21 protein-coding genes and 2 tRNA genes are annotated in these 20,369 nt (G+C 69.9%); 6 read left to right on the top strand and 17 right to left on the bottom strand.

What is annotated here, in order from left to right:
* Window positions 1–171: 171 nt before the first annotated feature.
* The 5 genes from LG391_RS18475 to LG391_RS18455 all read right to left on the bottom strand — a co-directional run bounded on the left by LG391_RS18475 (window position 172) and on the right by LG391_RS18455 (window position 5,964).
* Window positions 172–2,817: a valine--tRNA ligase gene (locus tag LG391_RS18475; RefSeq protein ID WP_225769505.1), complete on the bottom strand. Its 2,646-nt coding sequence runs from the start codon at window positions 2,815–2,817 to the stop codon at window positions 172–174.
* A 59-nt stretch (window positions 2,818–2,876) separates the two neighbouring features.
* Window positions 2,877–3,347 (bottom strand): DUF2497 domain-containing protein, encoded by a 471-nt coding sequence (locus tag LG391_RS18470; RefSeq protein ID WP_225769504.1) that lies wholly within the window; start codon window positions 3,345–3,347, stop codon window positions 2,877–2,879.
* Between the two features lie 144 nt (window positions 3,348–3,491).
* Window positions 3,492–4,961: a TolC family outer membrane protein gene (locus LG391_RS18465; protein WP_225769503.1), complete on the bottom strand. Its 1,470-nt coding sequence runs from the start codon at window positions 4,959–4,961 to the stop codon at window positions 3,492–3,494.
* Between the two features lie 2 nt (window positions 4,962–4,963).
* Window positions 4,964–5,287, bottom strand: a complete 324-nt coding sequence (locus tag LG391_RS18460; protein WP_225769502.1) for a rhodanese-like domain-containing protein — start codon at window positions 5,285–5,287, stop codon at window positions 4,964–4,966.
* Window positions 5,288–5,307: 20 nt separating this feature from the next.
* Window positions 5,308–5,964 (bottom strand): protein-L-isoaspartate O-methyltransferase, encoded by a 657-nt coding sequence (locus tag LG391_RS18455; RefSeq protein WP_225769501.1) that lies wholly within the window; start codon window positions 5,962–5,964, stop codon window positions 5,308–5,310.
* Between the two features lie 205 nt (window positions 5,965–6,169).
* Here LG391_RS18455 and LG391_RS18450 point away from each other — a divergent pair.
* From LG391_RS18450 to LG391_RS18440, 3 genes are all read left to right on the top strand, one after another.
* Window positions 6,170–6,243, top strand: a tRNA-Cys gene (locus tag LG391_RS18450).
* A 135-nt stretch (window positions 6,244–6,378) separates the two neighbouring features.
* Window positions 6,379–6,454: transfer RNA gene (locus LG391_RS18445), tRNA-Asn, on the top strand.
* A gap of 126 nt (window positions 6,455–6,580) precedes the next feature.
* Window positions 6,581–7,390 (top strand): endonuclease/exonuclease/phosphatase family protein, encoded by an 810-nt coding sequence (locus LG391_RS18440; protein WP_225769500.1) that lies wholly within the window; start codon window positions 6,581–6,583, stop codon window positions 7,388–7,390.
* Between the two features lie 12 nt (window positions 7,391–7,402).
* On the opposite strand, the gene LG391_RS18435 is transcribed toward LG391_RS18440, so the two are convergent.
* Entirely contained in the window at window positions 7,403–7,726 is a 324-nt protein-coding gene (locus LG391_RS18435) for a hypothetical protein (RefSeq protein WP_225769499.1), read from the bottom strand.
* A 257-nt stretch (window positions 7,727–7,983) separates the two neighbouring features.
* Here LG391_RS18435 and LG391_RS18430 point away from each other — a divergent pair, with 257 nt between their 5' ends.
* A complete protein-coding gene (locus LG391_RS18430; RefSeq protein WP_225769498.1) occupies window positions 7,984–8,835 on the top strand; it encodes a universal stress protein in 852 nt (283 codons plus the stop codon).
* A 4-nt stretch (window positions 8,836–8,839) separates the two neighbouring features.
* On the opposite strand, the gene LG391_RS18425 is transcribed toward LG391_RS18430, so the two are convergent.
* Window positions 8,840–10,126, bottom strand: coding sequence for an MFS transporter (locus LG391_RS18425; protein WP_225769497.1), 1,287 nt, complete (start codon window positions 10,124–10,126; stop codon window positions 8,840–8,842).
* A 17-nt stretch (window positions 10,127–10,143) separates the two neighbouring features.
* Here LG391_RS18425 and LG391_RS18420 point away from each other — a divergent pair, with 17 nt between their 5' ends.
* On the top strand, window positions 10,144–10,497 hold the full coding sequence (locus tag LG391_RS18420; RefSeq protein WP_225769496.1) for a thiamine pyrophosphate-binding protein: 354 nt from the start codon (window positions 10,144–10,146) through the stop codon (window positions 10,495–10,497).
* Between the two features lie 46 nt (window positions 10,498–10,543).
* On the opposite strand, the gene LG391_RS18415 is transcribed toward LG391_RS18420, so the two are convergent.
* The 9 genes from LG391_RS18415 to phnG form a co-directional block, all read right to left on the bottom strand.
* The gene (locus LG391_RS18415; protein WP_225769495.1) at window positions 10,544–11,086 is read right to left on the bottom strand and encodes an MOSC domain-containing protein; all 543 of its coding nucleotides are present in this window, start codon (window positions 11,084–11,086) and stop codon (window positions 10,544–10,546) included.
* Window positions 11,083–11,787: a DUF1045 domain-containing protein gene (locus tag LG391_RS18410; RefSeq protein ID WP_225769494.1), complete on the bottom strand. Its 705-nt coding sequence runs from the start codon at window positions 11,785–11,787 to the stop codon at window positions 11,083–11,085. Before LG391_RS18410 ends, LG391_RS18415 begins: the two co-directional genes overlap by 4 nt.
* Window positions 11,788–11,879: 92 nt before the next feature.
* Complete coding sequence (locus tag LG391_RS18405; RefSeq protein WP_225769493.1) at window positions 11,880–13,013, bottom strand: alpha-D-ribose 1-methylphosphonate 5-triphosphate diphosphatase; 1,134 nt, start codon at window positions 13,011–13,013, stop codon at window positions 11,880–11,882.
* Entirely contained in the window at window positions 13,010–13,717 is a 708-nt protein-coding gene (gene phnL / locus LG391_RS18400) for a phosphonate C-P lyase system protein PhnL (protein ID WP_225769492.1), read from the bottom strand. Before phnL ends, LG391_RS18405 begins: the two co-directional genes overlap by 4 nt.
* A 3-nt stretch (window positions 13,718–13,720) precedes the next feature.
* Window positions 13,721–14,500, bottom strand: coding sequence for a phosphonate C-P lyase system protein PhnK (gene phnK / locus LG391_RS18395; RefSeq protein WP_225769491.1), 780 nt, complete (start codon window positions 14,498–14,500; stop codon window positions 13,721–13,723).
* Window positions 14,497–15,447, bottom strand: coding sequence for an alpha-D-ribose 1-methylphosphonate 5-phosphate C-P-lyase PhnJ (locus LG391_RS18390; RefSeq protein WP_225769490.1), 951 nt, complete (start codon window positions 15,445–15,447; stop codon window positions 14,497–14,499). The genes phnK and LG391_RS18390 overlap by 4 nt, the downstream gene beginning before the upstream one ends.
* Window positions 15,444–16,562, bottom strand: a complete 1,119-nt coding sequence (locus tag LG391_RS18385; RefSeq protein ID WP_225769489.1) for a carbon-phosphorus lyase complex subunit PhnI — start codon at window positions 16,560–16,562, stop codon at window positions 15,444–15,446. The genes LG391_RS18390 and LG391_RS18385 overlap by 4 nt, the downstream gene beginning before the upstream one ends.
* Window positions 16,563–16,566: 4 nt before the next feature.
* Entirely contained in the window at window positions 16,567–17,172 is a 606-nt protein-coding gene (gene phnH / locus LG391_RS18380; protein ID WP_225769488.1) for a phosphonate C-P lyase system protein PhnH, read from the bottom strand.
* A complete protein-coding gene (gene phnG / locus LG391_RS18375; protein WP_225769487.1) occupies window positions 17,169–17,624 on the bottom strand; it encodes a phosphonate C-P lyase system protein PhnG in 456 nt (151 codons plus the stop codon). Before phnG ends, phnH begins: the two co-directional genes overlap by 4 nt.
* Window positions 17,625–17,736: 112 nt before the next feature.
* Between phnG and phnF the strand changes: the two genes are divergently transcribed.
* Complete coding sequence (gene phnF, locus LG391_RS18370; RefSeq protein WP_225769486.1) at window positions 17,737–18,471, top strand: phosphonate metabolism transcriptional regulator PhnF; 735 nt, start codon at window positions 17,737–17,739, stop codon at window positions 18,469–18,471.
* Window positions 18,472–18,625: 154 nt separating this feature from the next.
* Here phnF and oxlT read toward each other — a convergent pair whose 3' ends face one another.
* Window positions 18,626–19,960 carry an oxalate/formate MFS antiporter gene (gene oxlT, locus LG391_RS18365; RefSeq protein WP_225769485.1) on the bottom strand — a complete coding sequence of 445 codons (1,335 nt, stop codon included), beginning with the start codon at window positions 19,958–19,960 and terminating at the stop codon, window positions 18,626–18,628.
* Window positions 19,961–20,369: the final 409 nt, after the last annotated feature.

Raw genomic sequence — 20,369 nt, 5'->3', positions numbered from 1 at the left:
CGGGTCGGGCGATGCCCCGCGGGGCGTCTCCGCGCGACCCGCTCATCAGGTCAACGAGCCGCCATCCGCGGCCGGTTCCCTGCTTCCGACTGGAGAGCACACAACAATGCGGCCGCCCGGGATCGCTCCCGGGCGGCCGATGAGATATCGGTCCGCGGCGACGGCCGGCCGCTAGCCGGCGACCCGGGCCAGGGCGTCGCGCAGCCGCTCGATCGCGGCCTGGGCCTCGGCGCGGCGCTCGCGCTGCTCCTCGACCACCTCGTCCGGCGCCTTCTCCAGGAACTGGGCGTTGCCGAGCTTGCGGTCGATCTTCTCGACCTCGGAGGCGTTCTTCTCGATCTCCTTGGTCAGCCGCGCCCGCTCCTTGTCGAGATCGATGATCCCGGCCAGCGGCAGCACCAGCGTCGCCTCGTCAACCACCGCCTGGGCGGAGCCCTTCGCCGGCTCCGCCTCCGAGGCCTCGATCGAGGCCAGCCGGGCCAGGCGGCGGATCAGCGCGCCATGGGTCTCGAGCCGGCCCTTGGTCTCCGGCGAGGCGCCGCGCAGCGTCGCCGCCAGCTCGGCCGAGGGCGGCACGTTCATCTCCGACCGGATGGTGCGGACCGCCGAGATCAGGCGGATCACCCAGTCCATCTCCGCCGCCGCCTGCGGGTCGACCAGGCCGGCCGGATAGTCCGGCCAGGGCTGGGTCACCAGCGTGGCGTCGCCGCGGTCGGCGAGATGCCGCCACAGCTCCTCGGTCTCGAACGGCATGATCGGGTTCAAGAGGTGCAGGATCTGCTCCAGCGCCCAGGCCGCGGTGGCCCGGGTCTCGGCCTTGGCCGCCGCGTCCTCGCCCGAGAAGACCGGCTTGGCGAATTCGAGATACCAGTCGCAGAAGCCGGCCCAGGTGAACTGGTACAGCGCCTGCGCCGCCTCGCTGAAGCGGAAGCCTTCCAGCGCCGCGGCCGCCTTCTCCGCCGTCTTCACCACCTCGCCGACGATCCAGCGGTTCAGCGTCAGTTTGTTCGCCGCCGGGTCGTAGCCGGGCACCGGCCGGCACTCGTTCATCTCGCAGAAACGTGCCGCGTTCCACAGCTTGGTGGCGAAGTTGCGATAGCCCTCGACCTGCTGCGGCCCCAGCTTGATGTCGCGGCCGGCGGCCAGCGACACCAGGGTCATGCGCAGCGCGTCCGCGCCGTAGCGGTCGACCAGGTCTAGCGGGTCGATGACGTTGCCCTTGGACTTCGACATCTTCTGGCCCTTCTCGTCGCGGACCAGGGAGTGGAAGTACACGGTGCGGAACGGCACCTCGCCCATGAAATGGATGCCCATCATCATCATCCGGGCGACCCAGAAGAAGATGATGTCGAAGCCGGTGACCAGCACGTCGCCGGGATAGTAGCGCTGGAGCTCCGGCGTCCGGTCCGGCCAGCCGAGCGTCGAGAACGGCCACAGGGCGGAGGAGAACCAGGTGTCGAGCACGTCGGTCTCGCGCCGCAGCTCGACCGGCTCGCCGTAGTGGTTCTCGGCGGCGGCCTTGGCCTCGGCCTCGCTCTCCTCAACGAAGATCGTGCCATCCGGCCCGTACCAGGCCGGGATCTGGTGGCCCCACCACAGCTGCCGGCTGATGCACCAGGGCTGGATGTTGCGCATCCACTCGAAGAAGATGCTCTCCGCCATCTTCGGCAGCAGCACGGTGCGGCCCTGCTCGACCGATTCGATCGCCGGCTTCGCCAGCACCTCGGCCTTCAGATACCACTGCTCGGTCAGGAACGGCTCGATCGGCACGCCGCCGCGGTCGCCATGCGGCACCGCATGGACATGGTCCTCGATCTTCTCGACCAGCCCCAGCGCCTCAAGGTCGGCGACCACGCGCTTGCGCGCTTCGTACCGGTCGAGGCCGCGATAAGCCTCCGGCACCTGGTCGTTCAGCCGCGCCTCCTCGTCGAGGATGTTGATCAGCGGCAGGTCGTGGCGGCGGCCGACCTCGAAATCGTTGAAGTCGTGCGCCGGGGTGATCTTCACCGCGCCCGAGCCCTTCTCTGGGTCGGAGTATTCGTCGGCCACGATCGGGATGCGGCGGCCGACCAGCGGCAGGATCGCGTGCTTGCCGACCAGGTCCTTGTAGCGCTCGTCATCCGGATGCACGGCGACGGCGGCGTCGCCCAGCATCGTCTCCGGCCGGGTCGTGGCCACGACGATATACTGGCCCTCCTGCCCCTCGATCGGGTAGCGGAAGTGCCAGAGATGGCCCTTGGTCTCCTTCTGCTCGACCTCGAGATCGGAGACCGAGGTGCGCAGCTTCGGATCCCAGTTCACCAGCCGCTTGTCGCGGTAGATCAGGCCCTCGCGATGCAGCTGCACGAACACCTTGACCACGGCGCGGGACAGGCCCTCGTCCATGGTGAAGCGCTCGCGCGTCCAGTTCGGGGTGGCGCCGAGGCGGCGCAACTGGCTGGTGATGGCCCCGCCGGACTGCGCCTTCCACTCCCAGACCTTCTCCAGGAAGCCCTCGCGGCCGAGATCCTGGCGCTTGACGCCCTGCTTCGCCAACTCGCGCTCGACCACCATCTGGGTGGCGATGCCGGCATGGTCGGTGCCGGGCTGCCACAGCGCGTCGCGACCGCGCCGCCGGTTGAAGCGCGTCAGCACGTCCTGCAGGGTCATGTTGAAGGCATGGCCCATATGCAGGCTGCCGGTCACGTTCGGCGGCGGCATCATGATGGTGAAGGGCGCCGCGTTCGACTGGACGTTGTTGGCGAAGGCGCCGCTGTCTTCCCATTCGGGATAGAGCTTGGCTTCGACCTCGCGCGGCCCGTAAGTCTTGTCCAGCATGGCTGAACCTTCCGTATTCTCGAAATCTTGACGATGGAGCGGTGAAGCGGAGGGGCGGGTCAGCGCCGGACGGCGCCGCGGGCGATGCGGGATACCTCCCGCTCGACCGCCTGCTCGACCAGCCGCGGCAGGTTGGCGTCGAGCCATTCCTTCAGCATGGGCCGCAGCAATTCGCGCACCAGATCGTCCACCGTCTGGCTCTTGTGCACCGTCGCCGCCGGCGGGGCCGCGGCGCTCAGCCGGGCCAGGGCGGCCAGCGCGGCGCTGGCGCTGGCCGGGGAGACCACGGAATCGTCCTCCGCGGCTGCAGCCGGCGGTGGCGCGGCCGGTTGCGGCTCGTCCAGCGCCTCGGTCAGCTCCAGCACGTCGTCATCGGCCGGAGAGGACGAGGCGGACGGCGTCGGCTGGGCTCGCGCAGAGTCGGCCGGGACGGCCCGGCCGCGCGCCGGATCGTCCTCGGTGATCATGCGCCGGATGGAGGCCAGGATCTCCTCCATCGACGGCTCCTGCTGTGCCCGCGTCTCGCTCATCCTCTCGATCGTCTTTCACTTCCATCAAATTGTCATGCCCGGGCTTGGCCCGGGCATCCGGAGATTGTCGACACCCCCGGATTGCCGGGTCAAGCCCGGCAACGACGGAAACCTATCTCACCCGCCGCGCGGAAGGCACGGTCGTCACTCGTCGACGGAGGTGCCGAACCAGCGGGCGCGGGTCTTCTGGTAGTCGGGCTCCGGGTCGTAGACCTTGACCGGCAGGCCCATGTCCTGCGCCGTCAGGGTGCCGATCGCGTTGCGCAGCTGATAGCCCGCGACCACCTCGTTGCGCCGGGCCTGCACCAGGCTGAGCTGGGCCTCGAGCAGGTTCTGCTGCTCGGTCAGCACGTCGAGCACGGTGCGCGACCCGACCTGGGCCTCCTGCTGCAGGCCTTCCACCGCCAGCTGCTCGGCCTTGACCGCGGCCTGGAACGACTTGATCGCCGCCCGCGCCGTCACCAGCGCCTGCCAGGCCTGCACCGCCCCTTGGATCGCCGTGCGGCGCTGCGATTCGATCTGGATCCGCCGCTGGCCATGGGTGTAGCGGGCCTGGCGCACCAGCGATTCCTGGTTGCCCTGGGAATACAGCGGGATGGTCAGCTGCGCCACGATCGCCGCGGAATCGATGCGGTTCTGCGCCCCGCTGCTGCTCTTCGGATGCGAGACCGTCGAATATTGCCGCTGGATCCGCGCCTGCAGGCTCAGCTGCGGCAGCAGCGCGCCGAACTGCAGGTCGATGTTGTCGGCCGCAGCGCGCTCGGTGAACACCGCCGCGACGATGCCCGGATAGTTCGCCTGGGCCTTCGGGATCGCGTCCTGCATCGAGGTCGGCAGCCCGGCCGGCACCGCCGGCGTCTCCAGCGTCCCCGGCGGCTGGCCGATGAAGCGCTCGAAGGTGGCCCGGCTGGCGCGCAAGGTGCCCTCGGCCTCGATCCGCCCGGCGGTGGCGCTGGCCAGGCTGGCCTCGGCCTGGCTGACGTCGGTGCGCGTCACCTCGCCGACATTGAACCGGTCCTGGGTCGCCTGCAGCTGCCGCCGCAGCACCGCCTCGTTGTTGCGCTGCACGTCCAGCGCCGCCTGGGCCTGGACCACGTCGGCATAGGCGGTGGCGGCGTCCAGCAGCACCGTCTGCTCGGTGGTCTGGACCACGGCGCGGGTCGCCATGACCGTGTTCTCGGCCTGGTTGACCGCGGCCTCGGTCTGCCCGCCATTGTAGACGTTCTGCGTGACCGTGATGCCGAGCGTGGCCGGGTTGACCTCGTGCCAGTAGCCCTCGCGGCCGCCGCCGTTCAGAGGATCGCCTCTCTGGCCACTGGGCTGCAGCTGATCGATGATGCCGCCCGAGGTCGGGACGTTGTCGCTGGTGGTGTTGGTGAACTGGCTTGAGATGCTGGCGCTGGCGCTCACATTCGGCCGGTAGCCGGACAGCGCCTGGGCGACGCCTTCATTGACCGCCTTCAAATTGGCGATGTCGGCGGCGAGGTCCGGATTGGTGGCATAGGCCGACGCCAGCGCCTCGGTCATCGACTGGGCCGAGGCCGGGCCGGCCCCCAGCACCAGCACGGCGGACAACACCGCGGTGGAGAGCCCGAACCGTCCATATCGTGTCATCGTCAATACCGTCCCATGGTTGGGTCGATCTCGCGCGCCCAGGCGTCGATGCCCCCGCGCAGATTGACCACGTTGTCCATGCCCCTCGCCGAAAGCCACCGCACCACCTGCGCGCTGCGCCCCCCGTGGTGACACATGACGACCACCGGGCGATCGCCCGGAATCTCTTCCACCCGGCCCGGGATCTCGCCCATCGGGATGTCGAGCGAGCCCTCGATCCGGCACACCGCCAGCTCCTGCGGCTCGCGCACGTCGACCAGCACATGCCCCGTGCCGTCGCGCCGCCAATCCGCCAGGGTCGCCACGTCGATCTCGAACTGCTGCACCCGATGCCCCGTTGCCACGCTCAGAACTGGAAGGCCGGCTTGCGCTCGAAGCCCGGCAGGATCGCCGTCGTCGCGTCGAACAGCGGGCGCTGCGACGCGACTCCATCGACCGCGCTGACCAGCATAGCACGGCCGACGCCGTTGCCGTCATCCACCACAGTGAGCAGGCGGCCGCCGGGCGCCATCTGCGCGATCAGGGCCTCGGGCACCTCGGCGACGGCGCCGTCGATCAGGATGACGTCGTAGGGTCCCTCGGCCGGCCAGCCCTCGGCCAGCCGTCCTTCGGCCAGGGTCACGCCTTGCACGCCGAGCTCCGACAGGGTTCCGCGCGCCGTGGCGAGAAGCGCCTTGTCCTCCTCCAGCGCCACCACCTTGCCGGCGAACCGGGCGACGACGGCAGCGCTGTAGCCGGTGCCGGCACCGACGATCAGCACGCGGCTGTCGGGCTTGATCCGGGCGTCGTTCAGCAGACGCCCGAGGACCCGCGGCTCCATCAGCACCCGGCCGCCGCCGATCGCCACATCCTCGTCGACATAAGCGACGCCCCGCCGGTCGGCCGGCACGAAGCGCTCACGCGGGACGGCCATCATGGCGTCGATCAGGGCCTGGTCGATGACCTTGTTGGGCTTGATCTGCCCTTCGACCATGTTCAGGCGGGCGGCTGCGTAGTCGACCATGGGATTCCGCATCTGAGGACGGCGAGGCGCAGCGACCGGGCGGCCGCCGCGCTCTCAAACGCAGCGGTTATATCGGCCTTCGCGCTCGCAACACAATCGGTCTGATGCCGGCCGGAGGCGTCGAGCCCGGCAACATTGCCGAAATCCGGCGCGTTCGTCTCTTGACCCCGCTTCTCGGCGGACGATATACGGGGGCCGCCGTCGGGGCGCGATGGCTGAGTGGTCAAGCAGCGGACTGCAAATCCGTGCACGCCGGTTCGATTCCGGCTCGCGCCTCCAAACGGCCTGCCGAAAATGCCGGTCGGGACAGCATCTCCAAAAAGTGACAAGGGGGTGCACGTCAGGCTTGGCAGGGCGGGGCGAGGTTGCTATAAGCCGCGCCACCAACAGCCCGGAGCGATCCGGCGCCCATGTTCCCTGGTAGCTCAGTTGGTAGAGCAGCTGACTGTTAATCAGCGGGTCACTGGTTCGAGTCCAGTCCAGGGAGCCATTTTTCCCCATCCCTTCGATCATACGGCCGGTACATTCGGTCGCGGTGTCTTGGCACCGCCGGGCGATTATATTACATCCGAGTGGTCTCCGGGCGTTGTCTGACGGTCCCGGCTTCGGAACCCAGATGGCCCTGTACGACGCACCCTGCCGCACCGGCATCCTGCCCGAGACTCCGATCCAGACGGCCTCCGCCCGTCCGATCGTCGTCGGCTCGTACAACGTCCACAAATGTGTCGGACTGGACCGGCGCTTCGATCCGCTGCGCATCGCCGCCGTGGTCGCGGAGCTCGATGCCGACGTGGTCGCGCTGCAGGAGGTGGACCGCCGGTTCGGCCGCCGCTCCGGCCTGCTCGATGCCGAGACGCTGCGCCGCGACAGCGGCCTGCATCTGGTGCATGTCTCCGATCTCCCCGACGGTCATGGCTGGCACGGCAACGCCCTGCTGGTGCGCGAGGGCGAGGTTACCCGCCTGCGTCGCCTCAACCTGCCGGGGGCGGAGCCGCGCGGCGCCATCGTCACCGAGCTGGCCCTGCCCGCCGGCCGCCTGCGGGTGGTCGCGGCCCATTTCGGCCTGCTGCGCCGCTGCCGGATGCGCCAGTCCGCCATGATCCTCGACGAGATCGCCGCGGGCGAGAGCATGCCGACGCTCCTGGTCGGCGACCTCAACGAATGGCGCCCGGGGCGGCGCTCCTCGCTACGGCCGCTCGGCGCCCTGTTCGGGCCGCTGCAGGCGAGCCCGCCCAGCTTCCCCGCGCCGCTGCCCCTGGTCTCGCTCGACCGCATCCTGGGCTGGCCGCAGGGCGTTCTTCGCCAGGTCGAGGTCCATCGCAGCCCGTTGTCGCGGATCGCGTCGGACCACCTGCCGCTGCGGGCCGTGATCGACCTGGCCATCCCCCTGCCCGCCTCCTCGGCGCCGCTGTCGGAAGCCGCCTGACGCGCAGCATCCTCAGCGCGATGCGTCGACGCCGAGCTCCTTCGCCATCGATTCGAACTCGTCGCGGATGTCGTTGACCGTCGGCAGGCCCAGCGCCTTCAGCTCCGCATGCACCTTGCGCGCCGGCTCCGAATCCAGGTCCCGCTTGAAGTTCACCACGACCTCCTTCGCCGAGCCGTAGCCGCGATAGCGCTCGATCTCGGTCCGGGTCGCCTCCTGGGCGTGCTCCAGCTTGCGCTTCTCGGCCTCCGACCTCCCCTCGGCCTGGGCCTTGAGGACCGGGTCGAAGGCCCGTCTGGTGACGAAATCGACCAGCTTTTCCCTGGCGTCGGGCATGGTGTCCTCCTGCCGGTCATGTCGTGGATCGTTTCCGGGTGTACAGGCCGGAGCGATCCGCGGTTCCCCTCCCCTTTGGCTGATCGCATCGGCCGGCATCGGCTCCAACGAGGCCGCGCGCCGGGAGGCCGGACTGCGTTCCCATCTTGGAACGCAGCGAACCCGCCCCAGATTGTTGAGTCGGTATCGGCATTGAGTCAGTCTTCCATCGTCGCCGATCGGCCCCGAGCGGGCGCGGCCAACATGGAGTCGATGGCATGGCCAAGGTGCTCGCCTGTATCGACGGCTCGATCTACTCCCACAGCGTCTGCGATCTTTCCGCCTGGGCCGCCTCGCGGCTGAACCAGCCGGTCGAGCTGCTGCACGTTCTGGGCCGCCGCGAGGTGTCGACCATCCCGGTCGACATCAGCGGCACGCTGGTGGCCTATTCCCAGGACATCCTGGCCGAGCTGGCGGCGATGGACGAGCAGCGGGCCGGCCTGTCGCAGAAGCGCGGCCGGCTGATCCTCGACGAAGGCCGCGCCCGGCTGAAGGAGGCCGGCGTCGCCGATGTCGACACCCATCTCTACAACGGCGATCTGGTCGAGACGGTCGGCGAGTTCGAGCCCGACGCCAGCGTCATCGTCATCGGCAAGCGCGGCGAGGCGGCGGATTTCGCCAAGCTGCATCCCGGCTCGAATCTCGAACGGGTGGCGCGCGCCGCCAAGAAGCCGGTGCTGGTCGCCGCCCGCGCCTTCAAGCCGATCCGGCGCTTCCTGATCGCCTTCGACGGCGGCCCGAGCGTGACCAAGGCGGTCGAGCTGATCGCCAGCGGCCAGCTGCTGCGCGGGCTGGAGGGTCATCTGCTGATGGCCGGCAGCCCGGACGAGGAGGCCGAGGCCAGGCTGGATGCCGCCGAGGCCAGGCTGCGCGACGCCGGCTGGGACATCCGGGCCCGGATCCTGCCCGGCGAGCCGGAGGCGGTGATCGCGGCCGAGGTGGCCGAGGCGTCGATCGACCTGCTGGTGATGGGCGCCTACGGCCATTCCCGCATCCGCAACCTGATCATCGGCAGCACCACCACCGCGATGGTGCGGTCCTGCCTGATCCCGGTGTTGATGCTGCGCTGAAGCTTCAGGCCTCCCGCCGCATCAGCCACAGGCCGATGGCGCAGCCGAGAAGGCAGAGCGCCAGCATGTAGTAGAGATGCGCCAGCGGGTTCAGCGCCAGCAGCGCCGGGATCGCCAGCGGCGTCAGCCCGCCGAACACGGCGTAAGAGACGTTGTAGGAGAAGGACAGGCCGCTGAAGCGGACCGCCGCAGGAAAGGCGCGGACCATGACGAAGGGCACGCCGCCGACGACTCCGACCAGAAGACCGGTCGCGGCATAGCTGGGCAGCAGCAGGCCGGGGTCGGCCGCGCCCCGGGTGTAGAACAGCCAGATGCCGAGGCCGAGCAGCAGGCTGCCGATCGTGAAGAAGCGGCCGGCGCCGACCCGGTCGATGATCGCGCCGGCGGCGATGCAGCCGATCAGCAGGCACAGCGTGGCGAGCGTGTTCGCCTCCAGCGCCAGCGGCAGCGGCACGCCGTTCAACTTCGCCAGCAGCGCCGGCGTCATCAGGATCACCACCACGATCGAGGCCGCCAGCACCCAGGTCAGCAGCATCGATACGACCACGGCGCCGATATGGTCCCGCACCACCACCTTCAGCGGCAGCTCCGCCGCCAGCGACTTGCGGGCCTGCATCTCCTGGAAGACCGGGGTTTCGTGCAGCAGCCGGCGCAGATGGACCGAAAGCAGCCCGAAGGCGCCACCGAGCAGGAACGGCAGCCGCCAGGCCCAGTCGGAGATCTCGGCCGGGCTGAAGCTGCCGTTGACCACCGTCGCCACCACCGATCCCAGCAGGATGCCGGCGGTCAGCCCGGCGGTCAGCGTGCCGCAGGCATAGCCGATGCGGTCGGCCGGCACGTGCTCGGCCACGAACACCCAGGCGCCCGGGACCTCGCCGCCGATCGCGGCACCCTGCAGGATGCGCAGCAGCAGCAGGGCCACCGGCGCCCAGACGCCGATCTGGCCATAAGTGGGCAGCAGCCCCATGCCGAGCGTGGCCGCCGCCATCAGCAGGATGCTGAGCGTGAACATCTGCTTTCGGCCCAGTCGGTCGCCGAAATGCGCCATGACGATCCCGCCCAGCGGCCGCACCAGATAGCCGGCGGCGAAGATTCCGAAAGTCTGGAACTGGCGCAGCCAGTCCGGAATCTCCGCCGGGAAGAACAGCTGCCCGACCGCGGCCGCAAAGTAGATGAAGACCACGAAATCGTAGAATTCCAGCGCGCCGCCGAGCGCGGCCAGGCCGAGGGTCCTGTAGTCACCGGCGTTGAGGCGCCTCGACGGAAGGTCGGCGGCGATGGCATGGGTCATGTCGGCTCTGCCGTTCGATGATCGATTTGTCTTACCAAAGGGTGCAAGATCGGGACCCTAGAGCAGTGCGGTCCGGCCGGGCAGCGCTACGCCCGCATGCCGGGGTCCACGAAACCTGTTGCAGCCGCCATCGAATCGTTCTGGCTTCGGACAGTGCCTCTTCCGGCTATCATGCCGCCCAACCCGATTGCAGGAGGACCGGCAAGAGAACGGTTGCCGATCTGATCGCCGACATGCTGGCCGATGCCGGGATCCAGCGGATCTACGGCATCGTTGGCAATTCCCTGAACGGGCTGACCGACAGCCTTTGGCGGAAGAAGACGATCGACTGGATCCACGTGCGGCACGAGGAGGTCGCGGCAGCGAGCTGATCGAGCTGCCGAAGACCAATCTGCGGCGGTGGTCGCGGAGCGCGGGCTACACCCGTTCCAGCGGGCGGTGCGGCTCCGGCGGCAGCTCGATCGCGATCGGGTCGCCGGGGCGGACCACGCCGCCGGCCAGGACGATGCCCATCACCCCGGCCTTGCGCACTAGGTTGCCGGCCTCGTCGCGGCCGACGACCAGCTTCAGCAGCCCCTGCTGGAAACCATCGATCTGGCTGCAGGGGTTGCGCAGGCCGGTGATTTCGACCACCGCCTCGGCGCCGAGGCGCAGCCTGGCGCCGGTCGGCAGGCCCAGCAGGTCGATGCCCCGGGTGGTGACGTTCTCGCCCAGGTCGCCGGGCCGCACGGTGAAGCCGGCCGCCGCCAGCTCGTCATGCAGCTCGCCCTGGATCAGATGCACCTGGCGCAGATTCGGCTGGGTCGGGTCGACCCTCACCCGCGACCGGTGCTTCACCGTCTTCCCCATATGGGCGTCGCCCTCGACGCCGAGCCCGGTGAGCAGGCGGATCGCGTCCAGCACCGGCTTGCTGAAGTCGTGGGTGGGGCTGAGGCCGACCGCCGTCACCACGGCGGTCATGCCGGCGCCCCCGTCAGCTTGTAGCGGCCGGTGATGCGGAACGGGGACTGCCGGTCGTCCTGCTCATACACCGCGATGGCGTCGATCCGCAGCGGATCGACGCAGACGGGCGCGGTCCGCTCCACCAACGCGGCGTGGACCCGCTCGTGCTCGGCCTTGTCGGTCAGGCGGGCGGTCAGGGTCATGTGGAAGCGGAACTCGTCGAACACATAGGGATAACCCCAGCGTTCGAGATGCCGGTCCTGCGCCGGCGTCAGCGGCGACCGGCGCCGCCGTTCCAGCTCCGCGGCCGTGAGCGGGGCGCGGAACCGGTCGAACGTCTCGACGCAGGCATCGGCCAGGGCATGGACCTCGGGCGCCGCCGCCGAGGGCACCAGGGCCAGGAAGCCGCCGATCGAGGCGAGCGCCAGCGCCGGCCCCGCCGCGGGGGCACGGCCGGCGGCGAAGGCTTCGGCCGCCGCGTGCAGCGCCTCGCCGGTCACGCCCTCGGCAAGCGCGAACGGCGCCTTCAGCGTGGCGTGGAAGCCGTAATGGCGAGGGTCCTCGGTGATCGCGTGGAACCGGTCGGGGTCGATGCCGTCGAGCCGCGGCTGCGGCCGGGCTTCTCCCGTTTCCGGATCGCGGCCGAGCAGATCGGCGCCGACCTCCGCCAGAGCCGAACCCGTGGGCGGGGCGTAGTAGATGGCATAGCGTCGGGTCATGTCGTCTCAGGCGTTCATGGGGCTATCGACGTCCGGCGAAAGTACCGAGTCCCTCCCTCCCGCAGAGGGAGGGGGGACTCAAGAAGACCAGCTCAGGCGACCCGCTGGCCGGCGCGCCAGACGCCGCGGATGTGCGGCACGCCATCGATCAGGCGGAAGCGGACCAGGTCGGCCCGCAGCCCGGGCGCGATACGGCCGCGGTCGTCCAGCCCCGCAGCCTTGGCCGGATTGGCGCTGACCAGCGCCACCGCCCCCGGCAGGCCGAGCCCGACCGGCGCCTCGGCCAGCAGGCAGACGGCATGCAGCATGCTGATCGGCACATAGTCCGAGGCGAGGATGTCGAGCAGCCCGGCCGCCGACAGATCCGCCGCCCCGACATTGCCGCTGTGCGAGCCGCCGCGGACCACGTTCGGGGCGCCCATCAGGATCGACAGGCCATGGCTGCGCGCCGCCTCCGCCGCGCTCGCGGTGGTCGGGAACTCAGAGATCGAGACGCCGAGCGACACCGCCTCGTCGACATGGGCCGGAGTCTCGTCGTCATGGCTGGCCAGCGCCACGCCGCGGCGGGCGGCGAGCTCGGCGATGGCGAGGCGGTGCCGGTGGGCATGCGCCTCCTGCGCCGCCTGGCGCTCCTTCATCAGCACGTCCAGCTCCGCCTCGCTGTAGCGATGGCGATTGGCCTGGCGCCACTTCTCGACCTGGGCGTACTGCCGCTGGCCCGGCGTGTGATCCATGATCGAGAGCAGCCGCACCGCCGGGTCCTCGACCAGAACCGACAGGTAGTCCAGCACATGCGGGTCGGCGACCTCGCAGCGCAGATGCAGGAAGTGGTCGGCCCGCAGCATGTCCTGGCGCCGCGCCGCCTCCAGCCCGTCGACCATCGGCCGCAGCAGGGTGCCGCGCGGCACGCCCTTGTGCTCGCTCATCAGCGACAGGCTGTCGAACACCGTGGTGATGCCCGCGGTGGCGACCTGGGCGTCATGCGCCAGCGCCGCCGAGACGCTGTTCCACATCACGCCGGGCCGCGGCGCAATGTGCCGCTCCAGGTGATCGGTGTGCAGGTCGATCAGGCCCGGGATCAGGTAGTCGCCGTCGGCGTCGTCGCCGGCGCGGGACGCCCCCTGCTCCACCCCGGTGATGCGGCCGTCCTCGACCCGCAGCGTTCCGGTGACGACGGCCTCGGGGGTGACGATCCGGGCATTGGAGAAGATCAGTTCCGTGCTCATGCGGCCGCCTTGTAGAGCGTGACGTCGAAGATCCGGGTCGCCACCCGGTCGCGCACCGCCGTGTCGTGGAAGATCCCGACGATGGCGGCGCCGCGTGCCTTGGCCTCCTCGATCAGCTCGATGACCACGCGCCGGTTGTCGGCGTCGAGCGAGGCCGTCGGCTCGTCGAGGAGGAGGATGGGATACTCCATCGCGAAGCCGTGCGCGAGATTGACCCGCTGCTGCTCGCCGCCCGAGAAGGTGGCGGGCGGCAGCGACCACAGGCTTTCCGGCAGGTTCAGCCGGGCCAGGAGCGTGCGGGCGCGGCGGTCGGCCTGCGCCTCGGCGACACCGGAGGCCAGCATCGGCTCCTTGACGATCTCCAGCGTCGGCACGCGCGGGATCACCCGCAGGAACTGGCTGACATAGCCGAGCGTCCGGCGCCGGACTTCGAGGATCCGGCGCGGCGTCGCGGCGGTGATGTCGACGGGCGCGCCCTCGTGCCGGATCAGCACCCGCCCGGCCGAGGCCAGGTAGTTGCCGTAGAGGGTGCGCATGAAGGTGCTCTTGCCCGCGCCGGACGCGCCGCCCAGCACGACACATTCGCCCGCGGCCACGGCGAAGTCGACGCCGGCGAACACCGGCAGCCGCACTCCGCCCTGATTGTGCAGCACGAAGGTCTTGGACAGGCCGGAGACCTCGATCATCGGAGTCGCGTTCGGCATGGCTCAGACCTGCAGGACGGAGGAGACGAGAAGCTGGGTATAGGGGTGCTGCGGGTCGTCCAGCACCTGGTCGGTCAGGCCGGTCTCCACCACCTTTCCGTGCCGCATCACCATGAGGCGGTCGGCCAGCAGGCGGGCGACGGCGAGGTCGTGGGTGACCAGCACCACGGCGATGCCGAGCCGGCGCACCAGCCCGCGCAGCAGATCGAGCAGCCGGGCCTGGACCGAGACGTCGAGGCCGCCGGTCGGCTCGTCCATGAACACCAGGCGCGGGTTGGTGACCAGGTTGCGGGCGATCTGCAGCCGCTGCTGCATGCCGCCGGAATAGGTCGCCGGCCGGTCGTCGATGCGGCCGAGGTCGAGCTCGACCTTCGCCATCCAGTCCTGCGCCTGGCCGCGGATGCGGCCGTAGTGCCGGGCGCCGACCGCCATCAGCCGCTCGCCGACATTGGCGCCGGCGCTGACGTCCATGCGCAGCCCGTCGCGCGGGTTCTGGTGCACGAAACCCCAGTCGGTGCGGGCCAGCATGCGCCGCTCCGGCTCCGACAGCGCGTAGATGTGGGTCAGGCCGCGCACGCGGGTATCGAAGGCGACCGTTCCGGAACTGGGCGGCAGCCGGCCGGAGATGCAGTTGAGCAGCGTGGTCTTGCCCGAGCCGCTCTCGCCGACGATGCCCAGCACCTCGCCGGGCGACATCTCGAAGGACACGTCGCGGCAGCCGGTGACGGTGTCGCCGTACAGCTTGGTCAGGCCCTCGACCCGCAGCAGGATGTCGCCGCTCATGCTTCGGCTCCCTTGGGGTCGTGCGCCTGATCGACCGCACGGTCATAGGCGGCCAGGGCCTCGCCGCTCAGGGCGCCGTGATGGCCAGCCTCGCGCCGGGTGCGGCAGTGATGGCTGTCGGAGCAGACGAACATGTGGCCGCCGGCGTCGTCGAGCACGACCTCGTCGAGATAGCTGTCCTCGGCCCCGCACAGGGCGCAGGGCTGGTCCCAATGCTGGATGGTGAAGGGGTGGTCCTCGAAATCCAAGCTGACCACCTGGGTGTAGGGCGGAATGGCGTAGATCCGCTTCTCGCGCCCCGCCCCGAACAGCTGCAGCGCCGGATTCATGTGCATCTTCGGATTGTCGAATTTCGGGATCGGCGAAGGCGCCATCAGATATCGGCCATGCACCATCACCGGATAGTCGTAGGTGGTGGCGATGTGGCCGTAGCGGGCGATGTCCTCGTACAGACGGACATGCATCAGCCCGTAATCGGCATAGCCGTGCATCATCCGGGCCTCGGTCTCGCGCGGCTCCAGCCGCCGCAGCGGCTCCGGCTGCGGCACCTGGTAGACCAGGATCTGGTCTTCGGACAGCGGCTGCTCCGGGATGCGGTGGCGGGTCTGGATCACCGTGGCTTCGGAGGTCGCCTCGGTGGTCGCCACCCCGGCGACGCGGGCGAAGAAGCGGCGGATGTTGACGGCGTTGGTGGTGTCGTCGGCGCCCTGGTCGATCACCTTCAGCACGTCGTCCGGGCCGATGATGCTGGCGGTCACCTGGATGCCGCCGGTGCCCCAGCCATAGGGCACTGGCATCTCGCGGCCGCCGAACGGCACCTGATAGCCGGGGATCGCCACCGCCTTCAGCAGCGCCCGGCGGATCATCCGCTTGGTCTGCTCGTCGAGATAGGCGAAGTTGTAGCCGGGGTCGCGGCCGACGCCCGTCGTAACAGTCTGGGCGCTCATTCCGCCGCCTCCTTCCGGGTCGCCGCCTCGTCCCCTTCGCGGGCGCGGCGCTCATGCTCCGCCCGCAGCCGGCGGATCAGCTCCAGCTCGGCCTGGAAGTCGACGTAATGCGGCAGCTTGAGATGCTGCACGAAGCCCGAGGCCTCGACATTGTCGCTGTGCGCCAGCACGAACTCCTCGTCCTGGGCCGGGTACCGCGCGGCCTCGCCCAGGTCGCGGGCCCTGAGCGCCCGGTCGACCAGCGACATCGCCATGGCCTTGCGCTCGCAATGGCCGAAGGCCAGGCCATAGCCGCGGGTGAATTGCGGCGGCGCCGTCTTCGATCCGGCGAACTGGTTCACCATCTGGCATTCGGTGACGGTGACCTCGCCGATCTCGATCGGGAAGCCCAGCTCCTCCGGCACGATCTCGACCGCCACCTCGCCCAGCCGGATCTCGCCGGCGAAGGGGTGGTTGCCGCCATAGCCGCGCTGCACCGAATAGCCGAGGGCCAGCAGGAAGCCCTCGTCGCCGCGCGCAAGGTTCTGCAGCCGCTGGTCGCGATCGGCCGGCAGGGTCAGCGGGTCGCGGGTCAGGTCGACCGGCTCGTGCCCCTCCGGCGCCTCGGCCTCGCGCTCGATCAGCCCCTCGCGGTTGAGGATGTCGACCACGCGCGGCACCGGCCCGTCCGGCCCGGCCTCGCCCTCCGCGGCCGCCGGCGGCCGCCCCTCCGCCGCCAGGGCGAAGTCGATCAGGCGATGGGTGTAGTCGTAGGTCGGACCCAGGATCTGTCCGCCCGGGATGTCCTTGTAGGTGGCGGAGATGCGGCGCCGCACTGTCATCGTCGCGGTGTCGATCGGCTCCGACACCGCGAAGCGCGGCAAGGTGGTGCGATAGGCACGCAGCAGGAAGATGGCCTCGACCAGGTCACCCTGCGCCTGCTTGATCGCCAACGCGGCGAGGTCGCGGTCGTAGAGCGAGCCCTCGGCCATCACCCGGTCGACGGCCAGGCCCAGCTGCTCGCGGATCTGGTCCGGGGCGATCTCGGGCACCGCCGGGTCGCCGCGGCGGGTCTCTGCCAGCAGCCTCTGGGCGTTCTCGATCGCGCGCTCGCCCCCTTTGACGGCGACATACATCGGATCAGCCCTCCCAGCGGGTGGTGCGCGGCAGGCCCAGCATCCGGTCGCCGCAGGTCAGCAGAAGGTCGACGCCCAGCGGATAGGCGGCGCCGTTGGCCGCCCAGTCCTCGCGGAACCAGGCCGGCAGGCCGGCGATGCGGGCGGGCTCGGCCGTGGCGATGCCGGGGCCTTTGAAGCGGCCCGCCTCCGGCCCGTCCAGCGCCGGCACCTCGACCACCAGCGTCGCCGAGCGGTCGGGGTAGCGGTCCTCGCCCAGAGCCAGGCCGCCGAGGCGCGGCAGGGACGCGGCGTCGGCGACGAGCAGGAAGGCGGCCCCGGCCGGGTCGGCGGCCAGCGGCGCACCGGTGTGGAAGCGCAGGAAGCTTTGCACCGCCGGAGTCGACAGGGCGGGATCGAGCCAGACCGGCGTGTCGAAATCGACCAAAGTCAGCGCCGCCGCCGCCATGGCGCGGCCGAGCGGGGCCGGCGCGGTGAGCGGTTCCGGGCAGGCGACCGGCCGTCCCGGCCGGGACATGGCGTCGAGCACGGCGCGGAACACCGACTGGCTGCCGAGAACCGGGTCGGCGAAGCCGGGCAGCAGCGCCGCGGCGTCCAGGATGGCGGTCATCGCGGATTCTCCCCCCGCACCATGGTGAAGAAGTCGACGCGGGTCGCCGCCGCCTTGCGCCGGGCCGCTGCCCGGGCTTCGGCCTGCGCTGCGCGCAGCGGCGCGATCAGCGCGGTCTCGACGGCCTCGCGCCGGTCGGTCTGCAGCAGGGCGTCGGCCCGCGCCGCGATCTCGGCATGGCGGCGGCCGCGGCCGGCGACATAGGCGGAGCCCAGCACCTCGCTGCCGTCCAACCGCACCGTGCAGCGCGTCACCGTCATCTCGCCGAGCGCGAAGGCCATGCCGTCGCCGCCGGCGCGGCCGCGCACCATCACCATGCCGGTCTCGGCCGGCCGCAGCGTGGTGAAGCCGGCCTCGTCCCCGAGATCGGACCACAGGCGCTGCAGCGTCGCCGGATCGGCCTTGGCCAGCACGGCCATCCAGTCCCGGCGCTGTTCATTTTTGTTGATCATAGGCTGATAGACCTATTGCCTATTCATCTAGTCATCCGTATGGTTAGATCATGGACGGGATTCGACGACGATCGCAAGTCGGGAAGGATGAAATTTGCGTGACGGGAATGGCATGACTGCGCATCCCTCGCTCAGCCGCGGTGCCGGCGTCGCGCTGTGGCGCCAGATCAGCGAGACGCTGGAACGGGAGATCCGCGCCGGCGTGCCCCCCGCCGGAGCCCGGCTGCCGACGGAGGCGGAGCTGTCGGAGCGGTTTGGCGTTAACCGCCACACGGTGCGGCGGGCGATGGCGGAGCTGGAGGAGCAAGGGCTGGTCGACGTCACCCAGGGGCGCGGCACCTTCGTCCATCTCGGAGCCATCGCCTATCTGATCGGCCGGCGCACCCGCTTCCACGAGAACATGAAGCGGGAGAACCGTGCCGCCCGGCTGGAGCTGCTGGAGGCGGCGACCGAGGCGGCCTCCGCCCAGATCGCGCGGGAGCTGGAGGTGCCGGCCGGGACGCCGGTGATCCGGCTGGACACCCGATCGCATGCCGACGGGCTGCCGCTGAGCTTGGCCAGCCACTACTTCCCCGCCGCGCGCTTCCCGGGGATCGTCGAGATCTTCCGCGAGACCGGCTCGGTGACCGCCAGCTTCGCCCGCCTCGGCGTCGCCGACTATACCCGCCGGCGCACCCGGGTCTCTGCCCGGCTGCCGGATGCGCGGGAGCAGCGGCTGCTCGAGATCACGCGGACCCGGCCGGTGATGGCGACCGAGGCGATCAATGTCGACGCCGAAGGCACGGTGGTCGAATTCGGCCTGTCCAGCTTCGCCAGCGACCGCATCCAGCTCGTCTTCGAGGGCTGACGAAAACGGAAAACCGGGCGGGAGGCTGCCCTCCCGGCCCGGCTCTTCCATCCCGCGGGGCGGTCGCTCCGAAAATCCCCGGCCGCCTTTGGGACGGACATGTGCGGCCGGGTCAGGTCCTGCAGGGCCGGCGAAGCGCCGGCCCGATGAGAGCCTAGTTCGCGCGGGCCAGCCGGCCGCTATGGCTGGTGGCCCGCTGCGGCTCGGCCGTCGCCAGGGCCGAGGCGTTGCGCGCATGGTGCCGCTGCAGCATCGGCCGCAGGATCAGCACCGCCGAGAAGGCCGCGATCAGATCCATCGCCGCGACGGTGTACAGCACCGTCGACCAGGTGCCGGTCGCCTCCATCAGCAGGTTGCCGAACGGCACCAGGAGGGCGGCGACGCCCTTGGCGCAGTACAGCACGCCGTAGATCTTGCCGAGATGCTTGGTGCCGAAGGTGTCGCCCGCGGTGGCGCTGAACAGCGAGTAGACCTCGCCCCACGCCAGGAACACCACGCCCGAGAGGATCAGGAACGCCCACGGGTTGTGGCCGAAGGTGCCGAGCGCGACGATGCCGAGCCCTTCCATGGCGAAGGCGATGAACATCGTCTTCTCGCGCCCGATATGGTCGGACACCCAGCCGAAGAACGGCCGGGAGATGCCGTTCATGATGCGGTCCAGCATCAGGGCGAAGGGCAGCGCCGCCATGGTGAAGAAGAACAGGTTCACCGGCATGTCCTTGACGCCCAGGTCCTGGGCGATGACGCCGAGCTGCGCGACCGCCATCAGACCGCCGGTGACGGTGCAGATGAACATGCCGAGCATGACGTAGAACACCGGGGTCTGCAGCGCCTCGCCCAGCGTGTAGTCACGCCGCACCTGGGCGACCTTGGTCGAATGCGTCACCTCCTCCTTGGCCGGCGCCCGCAGGAACCAGGCGGCACCGAAGATGATGGCGCCCTGGATCAGGCCGAACCAGAAGAAGGCCGCCTGGTACCCCGAGCCGGCGATGACGTTGGCGATCGGGATGATGGTCAAGGCCGAGCCGGCGCCGTAGCCGCCAGCGGTCAGGCCGACCGCCAGGCCGCGACGGTCCGGGAACCATTTCAGCGCGGCGTTGACGCAGGTGGCGTAGACGCAGCCGACGCCGATGCCGCCGATCGCGGCGCCGACATAGAAGCCGGTCAACGAGGTGGCGTAGGAGTTCACGATCCAGGACAGGCCGGTCATCACGCCGCCGACCAGCACCAGGGCCCGGGGGCCATACTTGTCGATGAAGTAGCCTTCGATCGGGGTCAGCCAGGTCTGGACGATGACGAAGATGGTGAAGGCGGTCTGGATCGCGGCGCGGCTCCAGCCATAGGTCTCCTGGATCTCCGGCACGAACAGGGTCCAGGCGTACTGGATGTTCGCGGCGGCGACCATGCAGACGATGCCGGCGATCAGCTGAATCCAGCGATTCGTCGGAGCCCTTCCCGTCCCCGCGCTCGCGTTGGAAATCGCACTCATGGCGATGGCTCTCCCAGTGTCTCGTTGCACTCGTTCGGCCGGTCGTTGATTGCCGGCGGTTCTTTGGCCTCCCGTGCCCTACCTCGGCGGCGGCTGCGGCATCGGGCCGGTCCTCCGGGGCCTCCGGAGAACCGGCCCTGCCTGATCCCGAGCCGTCGGGCAGGGCCTGCAAAGGCGTAGGGCGCTGAGCGCCAATCGAGTCATGGAGGAAATCCGGCGCTGAGCGCCGCTTGGGCATCGAAGCCGGGCCGACATGCCGCGTCGCCCGGATGCGCGATCGGCGACGGTGCGGGCCGACACTCTCTTCTTCGTCGGCGGGTCCGCCCACGACCAGTCATGATCGGCAGGATTCCAACTGGTATACAAAATGTAATATGTCTGAACCCGCCCGGTCATGCAACAGATTTGC

It is taken from the genome of Inquilinus sp. Marseille-Q2685, assembly GCF_916619195.1.
Classification (GTDB): domain Bacteria; phylum Pseudomonadota; class Alphaproteobacteria; order DSM-16000; family Inquilinaceae; genus Inquilinus.
The sequence above is the reverse complement of the archived record's forward strand: the minus strand, read 5'-3'. Positions and strand labels throughout refer to the sequence as shown.